Raw genomic sequence first — 22,598 nt, forward strand, 5'->3', positions numbered from 1 at the left:
TGTCTTTTATGAAATTATCAGCCAATGCACTACTTGACAGAAGCTACTGAAATCTACAATCAAATATCTCAACTAGCCTTATCTAAAACCCTATGGCTAGATACAGAAATTGCTGATTGGAAAACTCATAATCCCAAATTAGCACTAATTCAGGCATTGGCTGATCCTACAGATTCCACAGGTGAATTTGCTTACCTTTTTGATGTGTTAGATAAACCTGATTTAACAGAATATTTTATTAACCAAATCATGGTTAATCCGCAAATTGAAAAAGTATTTCATAGTGCAGGTTTTGATTTAAAATATCTGGGAAAAACTCAAGCCCAAAATGTTACCTGTACTTTAAAATTAGCCCAAAAAATCAAACGTAAAGTTTTACAAACTACCAATTTAAAACTAAAAACCTTAGCTGCTGAACTCTGCCACTTTTCTAATGTAGATGCAGAAGAAGGAACAAGCGACTGGGGAAAACGTCCTCTGACTCAAAAACAACTAAACTATGCAGCAATGGATACAGTTTATCTAGCTGCTGTTCATCGTCGCTTACTTGAAATATCTAACCCTGATGCTATCAGTAATATATTTAATATGGTAAATCATAAATCTGAAAACTCTTCTTTAACTCCTACTAAAATCAGAGTTGCTTTTGAGTGTCCCCGTTTATTTTACCTTAACCATAAATTTGGTGATAAAGCAATATTCTTTCCTAAAAATGTAGTATCAGGAGTTGGTAACGCTTTTCATAAATTAGCAGATGATTTTATAAAATTACTTCTGATTGAGCCAAAAATTAAATCTTTATTCAACCCAGATGCAAGCAGGATAAATGTAGATGAAATAGCCTCAGAAATTCAACAAATATTCTACCAAGTTAAATTTTTCCCTTATTTACAAGATACTATCAGTCAAGATTCTAATAAAGCACCTGCTTTATTGCAAGTTTGGCAAGGAATACGAGGACTTATTAAACAATTAACGGAATTACTGGTAATTAATCGCCGCTATTGTAGTGCTGATACAGTTATTAGAAATACTTTTATTAATGAAGAACGCAATTTAGAACATTATTTTAATTTACCTGATAGCACAAAACAATTAGTAAGAGGTGAATTTGATTGTTTAGTTTTTAATTTTGAACTCAAACGCCTTTGTATGGTGGAATTTAAAACCTATCAACCTGTAGATCCATCAGCACAATTAGCTCAAGTTTCTCTCTATAGTTATATGTTATGGGAGAAGAAAAAAACACCTGTTGATACTGCTGTTTATTGTGTTTTACCAGAATTTAAAGAATATAAATATTCTTGGGAACAATTAGAAAATACGGTTCATCAATTAATTCCCCATAAATTATTACAAATGCAACAATGGTTGAGTTGGGAATCTCCAAATCCTAACCCACCACCAGCTACAACTCAACCTTATTTATGTGAAATTTGCCCTCAACAACAAAAGTGTCAGACATTTTTTAATCCTGGTGCTACTCTCAGTCAATGTATAGAGACAATGATAGATATATGTGATCAGTTGATAACTACGTCAACTATTAATGCTGATGAAACAGGGGAATCTTTAGTTACAGATGTGGAATCAGATCCCCCCCAACCCCCCTTAAAAAGAGGGGAGAGTTTACCAAATGTTAATGCTGATGTAATAGGGGAAACTTTAGTTGCAACTCTGCAATCTTTTGGTGTTGGTGTAGATTATCATGGTGCTGCTGTTAGTCCAGCTTTTATTCGTGTAAAACTTAAGCCTAATTTGGGTGTAAAAGTTAGTTCAATTCTGAGATTATCGGCTGATTTACAAGTGCATTTGGGGTTAGAATATCCACCTTTTATTGCTCCCCAAGCTGGTTATGTGAGTGTTGATTTACCCCGTCAAGATAGGCAAATTGCAAAATTTGAAGATTATATTCAAAAACAGTTTTTACCAGCAACCGCACCTGTAAAAATTGCTGTGGGAATAGGTATTGATGGTAATTTGTTAGAAGCTGATTTATCTGATCCTAATACTTGCCACTTTTTGGTGGGTGGAACAACAGGAAGCGGTAAAAGTGAGTTTTTGCGATCGCTCCTCCTCAGTCTACTCTATCGCCATTCTCCCCAACATCTCAAAATTGCCCTAGTTGACCCCAAACGGGTGACATTTCCAGAGTTTGAACAAATGTCGTGGTTATATGCACCGATTGTCAAGGATAGCGATCGCGCGATAGAACTAATGGAAGAATTAGTTATAGAAATGGAATCTCGCTACCAAAAATTTGAAAAAGCTAAATGTGCAGACTTAACAACCTATAATCAGCGTTCTTCCTCACCTTTACCTCGAATAGTCTGCATTTTTGATGAATATGCCGACTTTATGGCAGAAAAAGACATTCGCACAACATTAGAACAAAGTATCAAACGTTTAGGCGCAATGGCAAGAGCAGCAGGAATACATCTCATTATTGCCACCCAACGTCCAGAAGCAGGTATTGTCACCCCAATTATTCGCGCAAATTTACCCGGAAGAATCGCTTTGCGTACCTCCAGCGAAGCAGATTCCAGCATTGTGTTAGGAGGAAAGCAAACAACAGCGGCTTATTTGCTAGGTAAAGGTGATTTAATTTACCTAGCCGGCGCTCAATCCCATCGTTTACAAAGCTTGTTAGCGCAGACAATTAGGATACCTTCAGTTTAGATAGAACATCTCTAAGAAAGAATGTAGAGACGTTGCAGACAACTTCTCTACCAAGGTTTTAGCGACCAGATATTGCTAAAATAACTTTTTCACATCTTCCAAAAGACTAAAATTAGCAAAAGTTGAAATCTATTAGATAATATGTACGCTACCTCAATGAGAAAGCGTCAGCAGAGGAATTAACCAATGGGATATGTAATTGCAACTGCAAATATGAAAGGTGGTGTGGGTAAAACTACGCTTACGGTCAATATCGCTACTTGTTTAGCCAAAAATCACGGAAAAAAGGTACTTATTTTAGATTTAGATAGTCAAATTAGTGCCACACTCAGTGTTATGTCACCTGTAGAGTTTGCTAAACGTCGCAAACAAAGAAAAACTTTTAGGTATTTAATAGATGAAATTATTAACCCTGATCCTAATGCTAAATTGACGATTCATGATATTGTTTATCCCCAAGTTTGTAATCTCCCAGGGTTGGATATGTTACCGGGTGATATTGACTTATATGATGAATTTGTTGTTTCGGAAATGCTACATAATCAATCTGTAGCTTTGGGTGAAAATGACTTTGAAACTATTTGGAATCGCTTTGAAAGAGTTTTAATTAGAGATATTCTCAAACCTGTGCGTGATGAATATGATTTTATTCTCTTAGATTGCGCCCCTGGTTATAATCTCATGACTCGTAGTGCTTTAGCTACAAGTGATTTTTATATTCTCCCAGCTAAACCAGAACCGTTGTCTGTGGTGGGAATTCAATTGTTAGAAAGACGTATTGCCCAATTAAAAGATAGTCATGAACATGAAACAAAGATAGATATCAAAATGTTGGGAATTGTCTTTAGTATGTACAGTTCTAATTTACTGAATGGTAGATATTATAAACAGGTAATGCACCGGGTTGTCGAAGATTTTGGTGTTGAGAAAATCTGTAAAGCACAAATTCCGGTTGATGTGAATGTGGCTAAGGCTGTTGATAGTTTTATGCCTGTTTCTTTGCTGAGTCCAAATACTGCTGGTTCTAAGGCTTTTATGCAGTTAACTCAGGAATTGTTGCAGAAGTTGTAAGGTTAAAATTAAAGAGACGTTTGATTAAATATCTCTGTTAAGATTGAAGATATGATATAGCGTTTCTCGGTTGAGTGAGATACAAGAACCCCACCCCCAACCCCCTCCCCGCAAGCGATGAGGGGGCTATGATGTACCTTCATATGATGAAGAAACGCTATATCAAGAATTAAACGCAGAGGTATGCAGATAATTTTGTACTTCATTAGAGTAGGAAATGCTATAATTTATCACCAAATTTCTCTTAAATCTAAAACAAATCCCGGTAAAATATCTTCACCATTTAATGTTTTTGGATTATCTAATTCTTCCACAAGTTGATCAGGACGATAAATAAATACTTTCCGTTGTTTTCTATCAAGTAACCAACCTAATTTAACACCATTTTCAATATACTCTTGCATCTTTTCTTGTAATGTTTTTAAACTATCTGTTTCTGAACGCAATTCAACAACAAAATCAGGACAAATAGGTGCAAATTTCTTTCTTTGTTCTACTGGTACCGCTTCCCATCTGGCTTTTTTTATCCATGCTGCATCAGGAGAACGCACTGCACCATTCGGTAAGGTAAAACCACCACTAGAACCAAAACCTACTCCTGTACTATCTTGCTTTGTCCAAATACCTAGCTGAACAATTAAATTGAAATTGCGTTCTTCTGTTTCTGAACCTGTAGGGGACATAATCAATAAATCTCTAAGATGGTTACGTTCAATTCTAAAATCACGATTTAATTGACAGAAATCAAAAAATTGATCATCAGTCATGATGATATTTGGTTGCATTTTCAGCACCATTGGTAAGATTTCTGTAACTACGGGTGTTTGTGTATTCATAGTTTTGATTTTTGTAGTATGTATAATCAGAAAAACTGACTCTTTGGTAAGGGTTTAGCACTGCTAAACCCCTACCCCTACATGATATTAAAATTCCCCAGCTAATGCGGGAACACAACGTTCACACAATAGGGGGTGTTCCGCAGATTCGCCAACATGGGTAGAATAGTTCCAACAGCGATCGCATTTCTGACCATCTGCATTTACTATGCCTATAGTCCAGTCTTCTGTCTGTGCGGTATATTTCAATCCTTGGAGTCCCTCAGCAGAGTCTAAAATTTCCACTTGGGAAGTCAGCAATAAATACCGCAGTTCATCAATACCGTTACCGCTAACAGGGTTAAAGGCTTTGATAGCATCGTTTAACTGTTCGTGAGGGATATGAATCACAGCTTTCGCTTCTAGGGAAGAACCGATTAATTTTTCTATCCGCGCTTGTTCTAAAACCTTGTTAACATCGTTGCGGAGTGTACGCAAAGTATCCCAAAATTCGGCTAAATCTTCATTTTCCCATTCCTCATTTACCTGCACCCAACCAGCCTCAAACACTGACTTATAAGCTGTTTTGTAGGGTATAAATTGCCAGATATCTTCAGCAGTATGACATAAAACGGGTGCGATCGCTCTGGCTAAATTCTCCAAAGCAATCTGTAACACCGTTTGACAACTGCGACGACGGAAAGCATCAGCAGAACTGATATACAATCTATCCTTGGCAACATCTAAATAGAAATTCGACAAATCCACAACACAGAAATTCTGCACCGTTTGGAAAAAGCGGAAAAACTGGAAACTATCAAAAGCTTCCGTCACCTCATTAAACACCTCACGAATGCGGTGTAACATATACTTATCCAAATCGGGTAAATCATCAAAAGCTACAGCATCCTTTTGAGGATCAAAATCATGCAAACTACCCAACAAAAACCGTGCCGTATTACGAATCTTATTTCTTACATCAGCTAATTGCTTGATGATGTTATTACCCAACCGCACATCACCAGAATAATCAACCGAAGAAACCCACAACCGCAAAACATCCGCACCATAAGCAGGTTGTTGTTTTTGATTACTACCACCTTGAATCATCAACTGAGGATCAACCACATTACCCACCGACTTACTCATTTTCCGTCCATTTTCATCCAAGACGAAACCATGAGTGAGAACAGTTTTGTAAGGTGCAATGCCATTAACCGCGACACTGGTTAAAAGAGAAGATTGAAACCATCCCCGGTGTTGGTCAGAACCTTCCAAATACATATCTACAGGATAGCATAACTCTGGTCTTTGCTTCGCCACTGCTGCCCAAGAAGAACCAGAATCAAACCAGACATCCATCGTGTCAGTACCTCTGCGGTAAGTCTTGCCATTATTGAGGTATTGTTCTGGTAACAACTCCTCAACCGACAACTCCCACCAAGCGTCAGAACCTTTCTCAGCAATGATAGATTGAACGTGGTTAATAGTGTCCGCATTCAGCAAAACTTCCCCAGTTGCTTCATCATAAAACACCGGAATAGGAACACCCCAAGAACGCTGACGAGAGATACACCAATCGGATCTTTCCGCTATCATAGGGGTGATGCGGTTTTCACCTTGAGCGGGAATCCAACGCACAGATGCGATCGCTTTTAAAGCATCTTCTCGAAAACCAGCCACAGAAGCAAACCATTGTTCCGTAGCGCGGAAAATCGTCGGTTTCTTCGTTCTCCAATCATAAGGATACTTGTGAGGATAAGCTTCCTCCTTCAACAGAGAACCCGCTTCCGTCAAAGCATCAATAATCGCTTGATTACCCTCACCCAAAACATTTAAGCCAGCAAACTTACCAGCCTCATCAGTGAAATTACCACTATCATCAACAGGGGCAAGAATCGGCAAACCGTAACGCTGACCAACAATGTAGTCCTCCTGACCATGACCAGGCGCAGTATGTACCAACCCAGTCCCCGACTCAGTAGTGATATAATCACCACCAACCACCACCGGACTTTCACGGTCAAACAAAGGATGACGGTAAATAGTCCCTTCCAAATCCTTACCAGAGAAACGCACCTTCACCGTCAACTCAGCATCCAAAACCACAGCCAATCTTTCCACCAACTCAGCCGCCACGATCAGATACTTGCATCCTCTCTGTGTCTCTGCGTCTTTGGGTTTTACTTCCACCACCGCATATTCCAACGCCCCATTCACAGCCACAGCCAAATTACCGGGAATTGTCCAAGGCGTAGTTGTCCACACAGCCACGCCCAAATACGGCAGGAATGGATCTAAAACCGATTTTAGTTTTTCCGCAACCTTCACCACCGGGAAAGCAGCGTAAATACTCCTAGAAACGTGACCTTCTGGATATTCTAACTCTGCTTCTGCTAAAGCCGTTTTAGAACTAGGACTCCAATGTACAGGCTTTAAACCGCGATAGATATAACCCTTGAGGAACATCTCCCCAAAAACGCCAATTTGCGCGGCTTCATATTCAGGCTTTAAAGTCAAATAAGGATTATCCCAATCACCCCAAATCCCATACCGTTTAAAGCTTTCTCGTTGTTCATCAACCGTCTTCAATGCGAACTCTTTCGCTTTTTGTCGCAATTGCAAAGGAGTGAGATTTTGCCGTTCTGCCTGTTTCATATTTTGCAGAACTTTCAACTCAATCGGTAATCCGTGACAATCCCAGCCAGGAACGTAGCGAATTTTACGACCTTTTAGCAATTGGTAGCGGTTAATAATATCTTTGAGAATCTTATTTAAGGCATGACCAATATGCAACTGACCGTTAGCATAGGGAGGCCCATCGTGCAGTATAAATAATTCGCCGGGGTTTTCTTCAGACAGGCGAGAATAAATGTTGTTTTCTGCCCAGAATTTTTGGATTTCGGGTTCCCGCTTAATGGCGTTTGCCCGCATATCGAAGTTAGTCTTGGGTAAGTTGACGGTATCTTTGTATTGTCCGGGTTCAGTCACAGTTTCAAGCCTAAGATATGTTTGCAGTTATTTGATCAATTATAAGAGATAGGCATGAAAACCAAAATTCTCTCTTTTGCTCATATTGAAAGGGATATCTAAGCAATGCAGCCTTAATCTATGATAAAGTTAACCCGCTAATACATGAAAATGTTAACAACTATGATAAATCCAGAGGAAAAACTGAAAGCACTTTTACAAAAAATGCTTTATCTTAATCAATCTCTTGAGAGCTTGAATAAAGCTACCGAAGCAGATGAAAAACAGCATCTCCAGGAAGAGATTGAAAAAACACGCATGGCAATGAAACAGGATATCAAAGACGGTAATCTTGCCGTTGCCAAACAGAAAGAGATTGATGAATTGGAATTTTATCAGGGGTTAGCAGATATTCTTGGAACTGAAAAAAATGAGGAATTGTGGAAAGAAGTAAAATTCGATCCCAATAGATTATACAAGGCTTTTGCCTCTGTGTTTATGCAAGACCCTGAGTCAAGGCAGATTTTTGAAGAAAGAGGCATCAATTTGGAAGAAATTATCAGATTAAACTCAAATCTATTGCCCAATGCTGACAAAGCAGTTGTTGACATTCGTAAATTGCGTGACTACTCCCTAAATCGAGATCATTCTACAGGAAAGGATAAAGCCCGTCTCTTTTCATCAATTTTGGGTATAACTGCTGAAAATGCTGAAGAATTGCGCCAGATTATTTTGCAAAAAGTCAAAACTCAAGAAGTTAGCTTGAATAGGTATGATGAATATGGACAACGCTACACACTAGACTTTACTCTGGAATGGCAAAATAGAAGTGCAACTATTCGCACTGGTTGGATTATTAAATCTGGTTCTGATATTCCAAGATTAACATCCTGCTATCCTTTATTATAAAAATACCTGGAGATTATAAAAAATGAGCAAAATTCTTGCACCCGTTCTACTAGATGTAGTAGCACTCACAGTTGATTTACCTGAATATAACTTGCTGCGTGGTCAAGTTGGTACAATAGTCGAATTATTAGCTGATGGTGCTGCGTTTGAAGTAGAATTTAGTGATAGTAATGGACAAACCTATGAATCTGTTGGGTTGCGTCCAGAGCAAATTATGGTGTTACATTTTGAGCCAGCATCCCCTAATTTAGTGCCAGAAATGGTTACAGCGTAAGTAATTGTGGGTTGGGTTTCTTTCCTAAACCCAATCTAATATCTAAAACATAAGTTAACCACAATTTTTAATCTTGTTGATTCTGTTCCTGATTTTCCAGTGATTCAGCTTGAAGAGTTCGCGCTTTTACAATTGTGCGACAATGATTAATTAACTGATAGGCTGGATTTTTTTCTCTATCAACAATTTCCTGTAATAAATCTTCAACTGCTTTATTCCAAGTTCCTTTTTCAGCAGCTTCAAACAATGCTTTCAATAAATATTTATGTGCTTTTTTTCCAGTCCCAACTTCATCAATATGTTCAGGTATCTGATTTTTATTTTTAACTATTTGACTATTGATAGTATTAACTATGGGTAATTCTTTTTTAAACTCCACATCAAATAATTGAGCAAATTGTTTTGCTATTGCATTTATTGATGAAGCGAAATTTGTCCAGACAATAGCGGGAAGAAATGGAATTTGTCTATCTGACCATAATTCCTTGTATATTTGCCAATCTTCTTGAGCTTGAGATTTACTAGATTTAATTTGTAATGGATAATTTTTGTCATGGACTTTCACAATTAAATCCCATTTGAATTTAATATCAGCAATACTATTTTCACCTGTGGGATAAGCTGTGATATTTTCTAGTTTTTCTAAAGCTAACATAACTCTTTTAACTGAAGCATCACCAATTTCATATTCAGGTGTATCTGTAGAATATAAAGTATTAGCACTATAGTCTTTACAAACAACATCTAATATTCTTTTGGGTATGGGATAAAGTTGATCATTTCCATAAAAACCAAAATTACTTTCTGGATCTTCATATCTTGGAAATTGTAAAGCTTTTCCTGCTTCTGGAAGCCAATAAACTTCTTCTTTTATTTCAAATGAAATCGGATTAATAACTATATTTAAATACGATTCTTCCCTGATTTGAATAAGTTGGTAATTACTGATATTAATTCTGGATATATCAAAATATAAACTCAGCGTTAATTGTTCATCTATGCTTTCTAGTTCTGATGCTAAATCATCCCATTGCAAATAATTATCATCAATTTTATATCTAATTTTATTAGGCAAATATGTTTGATGATTATAAACTTGCGTCCAACCTAAATCTAAGACATTACCATTTTGTAAAGCTAATAGATTATGAGTTATTGATTTATCGATATATTCATTATCAATAATTTTCTGAAAAGGAATAATCCCACTGTAAGTAGTATCTCCTACTCGATTTTCAAATGTAGAAATACTGCCACCTGCTCCTTTAAATGTACAAATAATATTTCTGGTACTTCCATTGCTAGTATTTCTACTTTCATTTAAGTTGGGTTTAATTCCTAATCTCAGTTCAACAATATTATCTAACATAAACTGCATATTTAAAGAATGCAAATTACCATATCATATTCTGGTAAATGTAGCAAATGTAGGTTGGGTTGAGGAACGAAACCCAACATCAACCATTGGTATTTTAAATTTAATGTTGGGTTTCATTTCATTCAACCCAACCTACTCCTAGTAATCTTTGTTCTTCAGTCTCATGTTCGAGGTTTTGTAAAAGTAGAGTTTCTTCAGCATTCGCAATACCAGCAAATTGCATAAAATCTATATTCTTTGAATGCAGTAGTTGTTGACGCTGTGATAATTGCTGGAAAATCATTTGAGCAATTTCATTCTGTTCATCTTCAGGTAGCCGTGAGACGACAGCATAAGCTTGTTGTAAGAGATTAGTCATAGTTTTTTGTCGCCATTATCAAAAAATTTGGTAAGTTGATAAAACTAGATTAATTTTATCACAAATATTTTATCTTTCATAAGAAAACTTTATTTTTTATTAACTGTAAATTTATTTTAAATAAAATTGTGTTTTGTACTACAGAACCACCTATTAATGAACGAAGAAAAAATACCTTTGCAGATTCTGTTAAAGTTACATTTCTACCTAAGCAGTAAGTTGCAAATCTTCTTTTTTTAATGCTAATTTTCGTGGAGATTGACCCCATTTTTTTTGATGCTCTTGCCAAGCTTCTGGCATTTCATCCCATATTCTACCATCTAATAACTTACCACCAGCTTTAGAAGTTCTACCACCAATTTGCTTAAAGAAAAATGCAACTTCTGCTTTTTGACATTGGTCACGAATGTCTTCAGCCCATTCAATATTCATTGGACGATGTTTTTGACCAGATTCTCCACCAACAATGACCCAATCAATATTTGTGAGGTCAAGATTTAATGAACCTAACAATGGTTCACAGGAAAGAAAACGCACATTTGTAGGAACTTGACGAAGTAAATCAATACGATAAACATAACTTTGATTTTCCACTGATACACCTAACCAGATATTTTTATGAAATTCTAAATGTGATGCTAATTTAACTAATCTTTCAGGTCTTTTTGTTAATATCTGATATATATTATGAGGCGTAGCATGAATCACTTTAAATACCTTTTGAATAAAGTTTAAAGGTACTTTTTCATGGAAAAGATCACTCATGAAATTAACAAAGATTCTACTAGGAGTACGCCATTCTACTGTAATTCCTCTGTCAATAGGGTTTGAGATGCGCTAACCCTGCGAAGATTGGTAGTTCCAACCTTTAGAAAAACCAAAATCTGATAGGAAGATTCAAGATCGAACCAATGAAACAACTTATATTCGTTAGTCACCTTGAAAGGGCTAGTACTAATATTAAATTTTCTGATTTCATTATTTGTAAACTTAACAATCAAACTACGATCATCAATTTTTGTAGGTTGGATTGAACGATAGTGAAACACAACAAATGCCTGTAAATGTTGGGTTTTGTTCCATGACTTCGCAACGAAGAAAGCGAACAACCCAGGCTACTTAGTTTCATTTTTTGATCTTAATCGACAAGTATTGGGTTCCTACTAAGCGCTGTATGCGATCGCAGGTGTCTCACTCAACCGAGAACCGCCATATTATCACCCCCACCTTTGACATCAGCATTCTAACTGGAGTGATTGTCAGTATAATAGCCTGGATATTATTGACTAAATCCTTTATCTTCTCTGCGATTCCATACTATTACCATGTCTACTCAACCCATAATTCAAAGCATATATACAGATGGTGCTTGCACCGGCAACCCTGGACCCGGAGGTTGGGGTGTGGTTGTCTACTTCCAAGATGGCTCAATTCACGAAATGGGAGATGCATCAAGCCATACCACCAATAATAAAATGGAAATGCAAGCTGCGATCGCAGCCTTGGAATTTCTGGAAACATCTGGACAAACTCAACCCATCACCCTCTACACCGATAGCGAATATCTGATCAACTCCGTTACCAAATGGATGCCAGGCTGGAAAAAGAAAGGCTGGAAAAAGTCAGATGGAAACCCAGTCCAAAACCAAGACCTTTTAGAAACCCTCGACCAACTCAACAGCCGACTCGTAAAATGGCAACACGTGCGCGGACATTCTGGTAACATAGGTAACGAACGTTGTGATGTGATTGCTCGCTCCTTTGCCAGCGGCAAAATCCCATCTCTTCAACAATTATCCTCTGAAAATGTTTACCAAACTTTACCCAATACGAAGGAACTAAATGTAATAAAAGGATCTGATTCTGCAATAAACTCTACAAAAATTAACAAAAACATTCCCGAAAGCAGTACTTTTCCATCAGACACAACCACTATGGAACCATCTACAGCATCAGCTGCAACTACAACCGATGAAAAACCTTCTGAAATGAGAGTTTTACAACTTCGCAACTTGGTTGAAACTCTGCGGATTGCTGACGAAATTTCTGAAAAAGGCTACTTAATCACCAGTTCAGAACTAGCAGACCTGATGGATGTCCACGCCAGTGCCGTCACCAGTCGAGGAGACCAGTGGCGTTGGCGCAATTGGATAGTTTCACGGGTAAGACGTGAAGGTAATCAAATTCTTTGGGAATTAGAACGAGGTGATCAAGTAGAAAATGAAGCTGACTGAAGATATAGCCGGAGTTAGGAGTCAGAAGTGAAACTGCCTTGATCTCTGGCTTAGAATTTAGATTCTGCAACTGATTTATCTGCAATCTACTGTAATTAATCACCACTTTGATGCAGAAGCAAGTAAATCCAAAACTGATTTAGCTGCTATTGCTATTTGTCCATCTAATGCTTTGCGAACATAATAACCTTTCTCAATGAGAATTTTGGATAAAAACCGTAAATTATCCGGTGTTTCTTCAACTATGACAATATCTTTTTGAAGAAAGCTAATTGCAGATATTTTACTCATTATTAATCTGAGTTAATTGCATGATTTTTTTGAATTGAAAATTTAGTGCTAATTCCCTCAGAGTAGTAGCTAAAACCTGATTTTCTGGAGTTATTTGTGTAATTAATTCTAAAACACTTTCATCACTACATTGAGAAGCAGCAAGATTTAAATGCTGCCGCCATTCACTCGACATTTTTAATAAAAGTAAAACTACTTGTGCTTCTGAAACTTTTTCTTGATGACGAGAGTCAACACCGTCATCATTTGCATATATATATTGCACTCCTATGTGCTGGCTAATCTTCTCTAATAAAATTTCCTCTCGGAAAGGTTTAGCCACAAAATCATCACAACCAGAAGCTAAAATAGTTTGGCGATTTTCTTCAAAAGCACTGGCAGTTAAAGCCACAATTTTAGTAGCTTGACCTTGTGGTGTAGCTTTAATTTGTTGTGTAGCTAAAAAACCATCCATCACAGGCATTCGCATATCCATAAAAATTAGATGCGGTTGCCAATTCTGCCAATCATTAACTGCCTCTTGTCCATTTTCACATTCACGAATACTAAAACCTACTCCTCTTAACAACTTAGCTAATAATAAACGGCTATCTTTGACATCATCAGCAATTAAAATGCGGTACTCTGGTTGATTAGGTGCTAAAGAGATAGGTTTACAATTTAGCTTGTGGATGGGAATTTCGTTAGCACCAGCTTCGTCAATTGGAATTTCAAACAGAAATAAACTGCCCAAACCTGGACGACTGCTAACTTGAATATCTCCTCCCATTAGCTGTACATATTTGCGACTAATAGCTAAACCTAATCCCGTACCTTGTTGATATTGGATACCTTTTACTGTTTGTTTAAAAGGTTCAAATATTAAGTTAATTTCTTCGGTTGCAATACCATGTCCAGTATCTTCTACTTCAAAACTAATTTTGTAAGAGTTAGCAAATCTTTCACTTTCGAGATTTTCTTTTTGCTGCAAAAATCTAGCTTTGACTCTCAACTCAACACTACCCTTAGCTGTAAATTTAATGGCATTTCCTAATAAATTGAGCAAAATTTGCCGCAATTTACCTTCATCAGTACGCACATAGAGCGGTAGAGATTGATCATAATTAAAAATGAGTTGCAACCCTTTAGATTCAGCTTTTAAGTGCAACATTTTTTGTAAATTTTCTAGAAATACTATTAAATTAAAGCTGTTTTCGTTGAGTATGGTTCTACCTGCCTCAATTTTAGACATTTCGAGAATGTCATTAATTAGTGTCAGCAAATGTTCGCCAGCCCGATTAATAATTCCTATCTCTTCTTGATGTTCTGTAGATAAAGAATTGTCATTGCTCAAGATATGTGTAAAACCAAGAATAGCATTCAGTGGAGTTCTCAATTCATGGCTCATATTCGCCAAAAATTCTGATTTAGCGAGGTTTGCAGCATCAGCATCTAACAGAGCTTGTTGCAGTGCTATTGATTGTTTTTGAGTCCGTTCTAGTAATTCAGCTTGTTGCAGTGCAACTCCCAATTGATTACCAATTTGTACGACTATATTAACCTCGGATTCCTGCCATTGTCGGGGAACAGAATTTTGATAAATTGCCAATAAACCCCAAAGTTTGTTGCTAGAGAAAATCGGCACAATAATATAAGCTCTAGCTTGAAATTGCTCTAAGAGTTGGATATAACAATCATCAAATCCTGCTTGATAAATATCTTCTACAATTCGGTAACTCGTTCCTTCGCTATAAATACCACCTTGGGTTTGTTGGAGATAAGTATCTTGGACTAATACTGAATTTTTATTAGCATCATTATCTTCATTTTTACTATTAAAATCTCTAACTATACACCTTTCATTTGATAGTAAATTTTTCTGTAGTTGGGGATTACTATTTTGTTCTTCCCATAAAGAAATCCAGCCCATACCTACAGATTCAGCAACGAATTCTCCACTCCAGTCAGAATTAAAACCATAAACAACAACTCGATCGCAATGGATAACTTGCCTTAATTCTGAGGTGGTAGCGGCAAAAATGGTTTTGATATCTAATGTTTGTCGCATTCTCCGAATTGCTATTGCTAATGCTTTTTCTCGTTCTGCACTTTTTTGCAATGCTACTTCTGTTTGTTTTCGTTCAGTAATATCTGTATGGGAACCACTGAGGCGATAAGGTAGTCCTGATTCGTTTCTTAGTGCTGCGCCCCGTACTGAAACCCAACGATAAGAACCATCTTTATGTCGGGTACGAAACTCCACTTCATAGGTAGGGATTTTATTCTCTAGATAGTCGCGTAAAATCGACATTACCTGTTGACTATCATCTGGATGAATGCATTGTTGCCATGTTTCCATAGTATTAGGCAATTCTTGATTTGCATATCCCAAAATGCTTTTCCAACTAGGCGACAGATAGACTTTTCCTGTTAGTAAATCCCAATCCCAAATGCCAACAGCAGTTCCTTCTACAGCTAAAGTGAATCGTGCTTCACTCTCTCGCAATGCTTCTTGAGCTTGTTTTTCTGGGGTGATATTGCTGAAAGTGCAAACTAAACGCTCTAACTTTTGCTGTTCAGATATTTGTGGATCAATATTTAATAATAACCAAAGTATATTGGTTGCAGAATTGTGATATAAACCAATTACATAATTACGTATAGGTTGTTGATTGGTAAGGGCTTCTCTTATAGGTAAGGTTTTAGAGGTTAATGGTTTACCATCTTCGTCTAGCATTTGCCAATTGAGTGCAAAAATACTTTTATTTTGTAAATCTGCCTCTGTTAGTAACAGCAGTTCCCTAGCAACGTGGTTGCTCAAAATTATTTTACCCTCTGCATCCAAAAGCAATACACCTACAGGCATTTCCCGAATTAGTGATCGAAAGAGTTTTTCGCTTTCTTGTAATGGTTGTTGTGGGATTAATTGATATGTATATTGTCGATATAATATTGAACTAACTAAAGTCACAACTGGTATAAATAGGATGGCAATACTAATTTGAATTCCCAACCCATAATTTGATGATTGCTCACTGATTGACCAAATACCAGCACCTATTGCTACAGAACCAATGAAGATCCACAGCAATGATTTCAGAGTAACTCTCTGCGTTAACTTTAAGGCTGTATAAAAAGTTATCACGGTAATGATAAATGAGATCACTACCAAAAGGGTTTTGTGACTGCCAAGAATCATTTTATACATTGGAAAATCAGCTACTAGCTAGAAAATTGCAAATTCTTCAGAATTATGTCGTGCAAAAATCGAATACTTAGTATTTTAGACAAGTTGTTAAGTAGGTAGGCAGAATAAAACCCTTTTTACCTCTTCTCCCTTTCACTTTTTCCCCAACTAGATTAACTGGTGTACTTTCTGCCTCGCCACTCTTGGGGAACGTGGAATGCAGATAAAAAGATTCGTAACACCGCCACAGGATCAGCCAAGGGGGAAAACCAGAATAACCAACCTCCTTTGGCATTTTGAAGATCATAGGAAGGAGCGATCGCTAATAATAAAGCAACACGAATTATTACTAAAAATATATTCAGTCCCAATAAAAGGCGCAGCGGGAGCAGGAGAGGCAGTGGGAGCAGGGGGAGAAAACCGAATAAAATCAATATAGGTAAACCTTGAACTGATAATAATAGCCATAAATCACCCCAAATCTGAGTGCGGGAAGCAGCGTCTTTTAAATCAAGGCTGCGCCCCCATTCCTTCCAAGTTTCCATTGCCCCTTCATACATCCTTACTTTCAGCACTTTTGCTCCATCCAAAAACCCCACTTTAAAGCCTTGAGCCGCAATATGTCGTGCCAAAGTCACATCATCACAAAACGAACTCTTAGCACTGCTATAACCATTTACAGATGCTAAAACTGAGCGACGACACAAAAAACATTGTCCATTTGCCATCACTCTTTCTGGTTGCTGAGTGTGAATACCAGCAGGGTCAAATCTATACAACAAGGTCATCAATAAAGCTGGTTGTAACCAACACTCTCCCGGAGATTTGAGAATAAACTGAGGGGAAAGAGAAACTAAATCATAGCCCTCAGCTTGGGCTGTTTTCACCAAACTGGCTACCAAACCGGGGTCAGGCTGGGTATCAGCATCCATTCCCAAAAACCATTCACTGGCCTCAGAGCTAAACAAAAAGCCGTTATGTAACGCCCAAGGACGACCCACCCAAGCAGGGGGTAAAGGATCATCTGTGATCAGGCGAAACCGAGGATCTTGTTGCTGTTTAGCTTTAACCAATTCGGGAGTACCATCCTGGGAATTGCTATCAACCACAATAATTTCTCGGACTTCGTAGCTTTGTTGACTTAATCCAGCTAACAGCGGACTAATTCGCAGTGCCTCGTTTAGTGTAGGAACAACAACGCTCACACTCCCTAATAAATCTAGTGTTGGTTGTTCTGGTTGAAGCGGGGGATGTCGTATTGGCCCTTTCAACAGGCGTGAAAGTAAAATCGCCGTTGCGGGTACTTGAAGTAGTAGTAATAAGAGGGAAATAACGCTTTCTATGATCAAGTTACTTAGTAGTTGCAATTTATAACTTTGACAATACCTGACCTAAAGGTGCAAGGTTTTTTGGTTCAATGAGTCCACAATAGATGAAGTTGGACTTTCTTTTAATTACGAATTACGAATTTAGGTATTCCTAATATTTATCCAAGTTTTCAGTTTACAGCAGTTTGCGTAGTTAGGAAGTACAAAATCTAAATTGAAACCTATACACAAAGCCAGTTTTACTTCTGACTGGTCACTGAGCTTGTCGAAGTGCTGACTCCTGAATTCTGCATATGGCTTACGCCACGCTTACGCTATCAGCAAGACCTATTGAGCTTTAAATTAACAGAATTACAACCTCTTAGGCGAGCGAAGCCGTTCTTGAAGACGTTCGCGTAGCGTGCCGTAGGCAAATGGGGGATGAATAGCTTTCTCGGTCAACAGTCCAGCCCCCGACTAATAACGACTGTTACTCGTCGAGGGATGGGGACGGGAGACGAAACGCCAAACCTTGAACCAGGGTTCTCAATGCACTGGTTAGCTTACTTGAACGCAACTTTAACACTGGCGACAGAAACTTCTTTTGTTGCTGGTTCAACAGTCGCGGATGCGTCTGGGCCTCTTAACCACAGTGCTACGGCTGGTGCAACACCAAGTCCCAATCCTAGCAATACAGGAATGGAGAATCCAGCAGCCAAGCTCATGACTGTAGCAAAACCAAAGTTAGCCAAATAAACTACTAAAGGGATATTAAGCTGCGATCGCTCTAATTTGATCGGGTTGTTTCTCCACAACAGCGCCGCTACTGTCATAAATAGCGCACCAGTACCCATCCAACCAGCAAAGTTTTGATAAGGCATTCCAAAGAAAGCCCCTGGTTGTTGCCAATACCAGAAGGGAAGAGTAGTTTGACTCATGGCCGGATCTAGGACAAAATCCCAAGATGTCAGCAATAAAGCACCAAGTGCGATCGCACTTACATGACGCAATAAGCTGGGTTTTTTGTCTACTTCTAAACCTACCCGTGCCAATAGGTAAGAAACGCATCCTACATAAAACCAGGACAAGGGGATTGTAAACGGTACTAAACCCGCAATTTTATAACCTAAGCCACTCAGGTAGCTGTAGTGACCAAAAGGAAACCCTGTACTAGTTCCCAGCAATTCACTAGTCAAAGAAATTAATATTGAAGGCGCTAAAAACCCTAAAGTGCGACCTAAACCCAAAGTCCGGTTAGCATACAAGAAAACACCGACCGCACCGAAAATCATATAAGCCACACCACCACCAGCCATGCTCCACTGCATGACAGTTTGCCCAACCTCAGATAAGCTCAAAATTACTTCGGCATTAGGAATAACTAGTAATATCCCTACTAGTCCAAATACCATAGACACGATATGACCAATCAGGCATACGCGCTCAACAATAACAAGTTTTCTCATGAACCAGTCCTTAACCTTAATAAAATGTGATATGCGACCATTCGACTGCTAACAGTTTACAAATGTTTAAGATCATAATTTAACTAATTTTTACAAAATAATCCGGGAAAATTGAAAGTCCATTAGTGATCTTGCTCTGGAACAGTATAAATGCTTATTAATTGATTACATATTTATGAAAATGGAGAAGGGATGATAATTATATGTATATTTGTATATATAAGTGACAATTATGCGTATCCTTTGCTCTTAAATTTTAACTCCTAACACCGAACTCCTAACACCGAACTCAGGTCAATCTATGTCAGTTTTAAAAAGAATTCCTTGGTTTTCTCTAACACTAGTACTACTGAGTTATAGTACTTTAGGCTGGGTGATATCTGAAACAAAAGCGCCTTGGTTCGTGTGGTTAATTGTTATCGTTACTATCTTGTTGTTGCTAATTAGCTTGACGACTTCTTGGTCAAAACTGTCAGAGTATTACAGCATATTTTTTAGATCCAATGTCAGAACTTTTGGTATTACCGTTTTAGCAGCTTTCCTGTTTTTTATGATGCTGGCCTGGTTTCGAGTGTTTCTTGATACTTTACTCATCCTTTCAGCAACTATTTTAGTCAAAATAGACTTTCAGGCAGCTGGATTCAAAGAAAGACAATCTTTCTGGTTCACGTCGATTTTTTCACTAGCAGGTTTAGCAGCAGGCGCTCTCCTGTACCAAATTAAATTAATTTAATAATTGCTGTCAGAGTGTAATCATCGGAACTCATGGGATAATAAGCAGTCGGAGATGGGGAGATGGGGCGGTTAATAACCCTACCAATTACCCATTACTAAATCTCCAATTACGAATTACAAATTACGAATTATTTATGTCTTTATCTGATGCAATACCAGCTTTACTTGTCTTAGCAGATGGCACCACATATCGCGGTTGGTCTTTTGGTGCGATGGGAACCGCAATTGGCGAAGTGGTGTTTAACACTGGCATGACTGGATACCAAGAAGTTTTGACCGACCCTAGTTATAGCGGTCAAATTGTTATTTTTACCTATCCTGAATTAGGGAACACTGGCGTTAATCTTGAAGACGAAGAATCAGCCAAACCTCACGTCCGTGGTGCGATCGCTCGCAACATCTGTCACAAACCCAGTAACTGGCGCTCTACACAATCCTTACCAGACTACCTCAAACAACACCAAGTCCCAGGTATCTTTGGCATTGATACCCGCGCCCTCACTCGCAAAATTCGGATGTTTGGGGCCATGAATGGAGGTATTTCTACATCTATCCTCGATGAAGCAGAACTATTAGAACTAGTGCAAGCTGCTCCCAACATGGCAGGATTAAATCTGGTGCAAGAAGTCACTACCCCAGCAGTTTATGAATGGTCTGAGACCACCACCGCTGCTTGGGAATTCAACCCAGAAAATGTAGCCAAAATTAGCGAAACCTTCACCGTTGTTGCACTTGACTTTGGTGTCAAACGTAATATTCTCCGGCGTTTGGCTAGTTATGGTTGTCGGGTGATAGTTGTTCCAGCCAATACACAACCAGAAGAAATTCTTAAATACAATCCAGATGGAATTTTTCTCTCCAATGGCCCCGGTGATCCAGCCGCAGTCACAGAGGGCATTACCACCACCAAAGCACTGCTAGAAAGCCAAAAACCCATGTTTGGTATTTGCATGGGACACCAAATTTTAGGTCATGCTTTGGGAGCAGAAACCTTTAAACTTAAATTTGGGCATCGTGGTTTAAATCAGCCGGCGGGTTTACAACAAAGGGTAGAAATTACTAGCCAAAACCACAGTTTTGCTATTGATCCGGATTCATTACCATCAGCAGTGGTAGAGGTTAGTCATCTGAACTTAAACGATCGCACTGTTGCTGGAGTACGTCACAAATCTCTACCTGTATTTTCTGTACAGTACCACCCAGAGGCTAGTCCAGGCCCCCACGATGCAGATTACTTGTTTGAGCAATTTGTGTTAGAAATGCAAACAGCAAGACAAGCTGCGATCGCTTAAATGAAGTAAAAATAGAAAAATGGCAAGATTGGTAATGGGTAATGGGTAATGGGTAATGGGTAATGGGTAAGAGTCTTTACCAATCACCATATGCCTAACGGCAGGCTACCGCCAACACCAATCACCAATTACCAACCTAGACAACTTGCTCAAAAACCATCTATACTTGAGCGTTTACTTTCAGTTAAAAGGACGAGGAGGGAATTATTGCTGAACCACTAAATCTAACCGTAAGCCTGAGAGGCACTCGCGAAGTCCGGGATAACTGTCAGCTATTCCGCCTCACAGGTTTGTTAGACGCTTTTTCTGAGCCGACATTTCGCAAGGTATTAGGCAGTAAGATTGACGAAGGCCCAAAGCACATAATTCTAGATCTCTCGCAAATTGACTTTGTGGATAGTTCTGGTTTGGGTGCGCTGGTCCAATTAGCCAAACAAGCAAACTCCGCTGGCACTTTGCAAATTGTCACTAATGCCCGTGTAACTCAAACGGTTAAGCTTGTCCGCTTGGAAAAGTTTCTCTCTCTGCAAACTGATGTCGAAGCGGCTCTAGCAAACATCGAGTCACCTTGATTGCTTAACCAGAGAAAATCAATTTGGCTATCCAAATGCACAATATTGGATAGCTTAATTTTTACAATTTCTACAAAGTAACCTCTCTCCTTGTGGGAGAGGCTTTTGAGTACCGAGTACCAAGTAACGAGTACCGAGTTCACCTGAGTTCGGAGTTCGGAGTCAGGAGTTCGGAGACGCTACGCGAACGGAGTTATGATTTTTAAGGGCGAAAGAATAAGGGTTTGAGACTCTTACTGGGGGTGAGTTTTCCACAAATTATCTTATGTCGAACTCACGTTAAATTACAAAAATTAAATAGGCTGTAGTCACTAATTTTAGGACAGTATTCATTCCTGAAAGCCTTGAATAAACTAGGTTTATCTTCAGAATTCAGGAATCAGGACTTTGCCATAGCTTCAGTAATTTTTGTTAGTGTTGAATATTCTCAGTATGCTATGATGGCTTACTGCACAAAAAATAAACGTTTACGAAGACAATCTCCCCCAATGTTTAGTAGGTCAAGGAATTATTAACTTGTGAAGCCCCAGGAGGAAGAAGCTAAAAATGAAGGAGATGAAACTGCTCTGCAAGATTCATCTGAAATCCCCCCATTGTTGGTAAACACGACGCAATTACCCCAAACAATCATATCCCAGGCACAAGTACGACAACTTTCTCCTTCTGCCTTAGCTTACTTGGGGGATTCAATTTACGAACTTTATGTTAGAATGTTCTTTCTGTTGCCACAGCAACGGCCAGAAATTTACCATCGTTTGGTAGTGGCGCAGGTCAGAGCGGAAACACAAGCGCTACATTTGCGATCGCTGACTCCCGAACTAAGGAGTAACGAATTAGAAATTGTCCGCCGAGGTCGCAATGCTGCCACAAGCCGCCCCAAGCGACTTAATCCTGAAATTTATCAACAGGCAACTAGTCTAGAAACTTTAGTTGGCTATTTATATCTCACTGATTACCCCCGGTTAATGGAACTTTTACAAAAACTCCATCTAGAGAAATAGTGAATAGCTCAATCTCCTGATAGGAAAATCAATCGTAAAGGTTCATTAAATTGAGTTAATTAGGATGTCCACTTATCTGC

Annotated in this window: 18 protein-coding genes; 9 read left to right on the plus strand and 9 right to left on the minus strand. The window is 38.5% G+C overall.

The annotated features are described in order from the left end of the window. Window positions 1-24: 24 nt before the first annotated feature. Together AC012T_RS22385 and AC012T_RS22390 are read left to right on the plus strand one after the other, a co-directional pair. On the plus strand, window positions 25-2,679 hold the full coding sequence (locus tag AC012T_RS22385; RefSeq protein WP_487060883.1) for a DNA translocase FtsK: 2,655 nt from the start codon (window positions 25-27) through the stop codon (window positions 2,677-2,679). Window positions 2,680-2,865: 186 nt separating this feature from the next. Next, on the plus strand, window positions 2,866-3,750 hold the full coding sequence (locus AC012T_RS22390) for a ParA family protein (protein ID WP_487060885.1): 885 nt from the start codon (window positions 2,866-2,868) through the stop codon (window positions 3,748-3,750). A 230-nt stretch (window positions 3,751-3,980) separates the two neighbouring features. Here AC012T_RS22390 and AC012T_RS22395 read toward each other — a convergent pair whose 3' ends face one another. Together AC012T_RS22395 and ileS are read right to left on the minus strand one after the other, a co-directional pair. Continuing rightward, entirely contained in the window at window positions 3,981-4,586 is a 606-nt protein-coding gene (locus AC012T_RS22395) for a Uma2 family endonuclease (RefSeq protein WP_487060887.1), read from the minus strand. An 87-nt stretch (window positions 4,587-4,673) separates the two neighbouring features. Then, window positions 4,674-7,556 carry an isoleucine--tRNA ligase gene (gene ileS / locus AC012T_RS22400; protein WP_487060889.1) on the minus strand — a complete coding sequence of 961 codons (2,883 nt, stop codon included), beginning with the start codon at window positions 7,554-7,556 and terminating at the stop codon, window positions 4,674-4,676. A gap of 150 nt (window positions 7,557-7,706) precedes the next feature. On the opposite strand from ileS, the gene AC012T_RS22405 reads away from it, so the two are divergent. After that, window positions 7,707-8,444, plus strand: coding sequence for a DUF6883 domain-containing protein (locus tag AC012T_RS22405; protein WP_487060891.1), 738 nt, complete (start codon window positions 7,707-7,709; stop codon window positions 8,442-8,444). 22 nt (window positions 8,445-8,466) lie between these two features. Continuing rightward, window positions 8,467-8,718 carry a DUF4926 domain-containing protein gene (locus AC012T_RS22410; RefSeq protein WP_487060893.1) on the plus strand — a complete coding sequence of 84 codons (252 nt, stop codon included), beginning with the start codon at window positions 8,467-8,469 and terminating at the stop codon, window positions 8,716-8,718. A gap of 67 nt (window positions 8,719-8,785) precedes the next feature. Here the strand turns inward: AC012T_RS22410 and AC012T_RS22415 are convergent, their stop codons facing one another. The 3 genes from AC012T_RS22415 to AC012T_RS22425 form a co-directional block, all read right to left on the minus strand. Then, the gene (locus tag AC012T_RS22415) at window positions 8,786-10,087 is read right to left on the minus strand and encodes a hypothetical protein (RefSeq protein ID WP_487060895.1); all 1,302 of its coding nucleotides are present in this window, start codon (window positions 10,085-10,087) and stop codon (window positions 8,786-8,788) included. Between the two features lie 127 nt (window positions 10,088-10,214). After that, complete coding sequence (locus AC012T_RS22420) at window positions 10,215-10,454, minus strand: hypothetical protein (RefSeq protein ID WP_487060897.1); 240 nt, start codon at window positions 10,452-10,454, stop codon at window positions 10,215-10,217. A 207-nt stretch (window positions 10,455-10,661) separates the two neighbouring features. Beyond that, complete coding sequence (locus AC012T_RS22425) at window positions 10,662-11,219, minus strand: DUF5131 family protein (protein WP_487060899.1); 558 nt, start codon at window positions 11,217-11,219, stop codon at window positions 10,662-10,664. Between the two features lie 560 nt (window positions 11,220-11,779). On the opposite strand from AC012T_RS22425, the gene rnhA reads away from it, so the two are divergent. Beyond that, a complete protein-coding gene (gene rnhA / locus AC012T_RS22430; protein ID WP_487060901.1) occupies window positions 11,780-12,688 on the plus strand; it encodes a ribonuclease HI in 909 nt (302 codons plus the stop codon). A gap of 99 nt (window positions 12,689-12,787) precedes the next feature. Here the strand turns inward: rnhA and AC012T_RS22435 are convergent, their stop codons facing one another. From AC012T_RS22435 to cruF, 4 genes are all read right to left on the minus strand, one after another. Further along, entirely contained in the window at window positions 12,788-12,979 is a 192-nt protein-coding gene (locus AC012T_RS22435; protein WP_487060903.1) for a hypothetical protein, read from the minus strand. Beyond that, a complete protein-coding gene (locus tag AC012T_RS22440; RefSeq protein ID WP_487060905.1) occupies window positions 12,972-16,166 on the minus strand; it encodes a PAS domain S-box protein in 3,195 nt (1,064 codons plus the stop codon). Before AC012T_RS22440 ends, AC012T_RS22435 begins: the two co-directional genes overlap by 8 nt. 152 nt (window positions 16,167-16,318) lie before the next feature. Beyond that, window positions 16,319-17,494 carry a 2'-O-glycosyltransferase CruG gene (cruG, locus tag AC012T_RS22445; RefSeq protein ID WP_487060907.1) on the minus strand — a complete coding sequence of 392 codons (1,176 nt, stop codon included), beginning with the start codon at window positions 17,492-17,494 and terminating at the stop codon, window positions 16,319-16,321. A gap of 521 nt (window positions 17,495-18,015) precedes the next feature. Beyond that, window positions 18,016-18,918 carry a gamma-carotene 1'-hydroxylase CruF gene (gene cruF / locus AC012T_RS22450; RefSeq protein ID WP_487060909.1) on the minus strand — a complete coding sequence of 301 codons (903 nt, stop codon included), beginning with the start codon at window positions 18,916-18,918 and terminating at the stop codon, window positions 18,016-18,018. Between the two features lie 301 nt (window positions 18,919-19,219). Here cruF and AC012T_RS22455 point away from each other — a divergent pair, with 301 nt between their 5' ends. The 4 genes from AC012T_RS22455 to AC012T_RS22470 all read left to right on the plus strand — a co-directional run bounded on the left by AC012T_RS22455 (window position 19,220) and on the right by AC012T_RS22470 (window position 22,518). Then, entirely contained in the window at window positions 19,220-19,651 is a 432-nt protein-coding gene (locus AC012T_RS22455) for a hypothetical protein (RefSeq protein ID WP_487060911.1), read from the plus strand. A 136-nt stretch (window positions 19,652-19,787) separates the two neighbouring features. Next, entirely contained in the window at window positions 19,788-20,945 is a 1,158-nt protein-coding gene (carA, locus tag AC012T_RS22460; RefSeq protein ID WP_487060913.1) for a glutamine-hydrolyzing carbamoyl-phosphate synthase small subunit, read from the plus strand. Window positions 20,946-21,148: 203 nt separating this feature from the next. Further along, entirely contained in the window at window positions 21,149-21,517 is a 369-nt protein-coding gene (locus tag AC012T_RS22465; RefSeq protein WP_487066698.1) for an STAS domain-containing protein, read from the plus strand. A 518-nt stretch (window positions 21,518-22,035) separates the two neighbouring features. Further along, entirely contained in the window at window positions 22,036-22,518 is a 483-nt protein-coding gene (locus AC012T_RS22470) for a Mini-ribonuclease 3 (RefSeq protein ID WP_487060915.1), read from the plus strand. Window positions 22,519-22,598: the final 80 nt, after the last annotated feature.

It is taken from the genome of Anabaena sp. EIM26 (assembly GCF_057568715.1).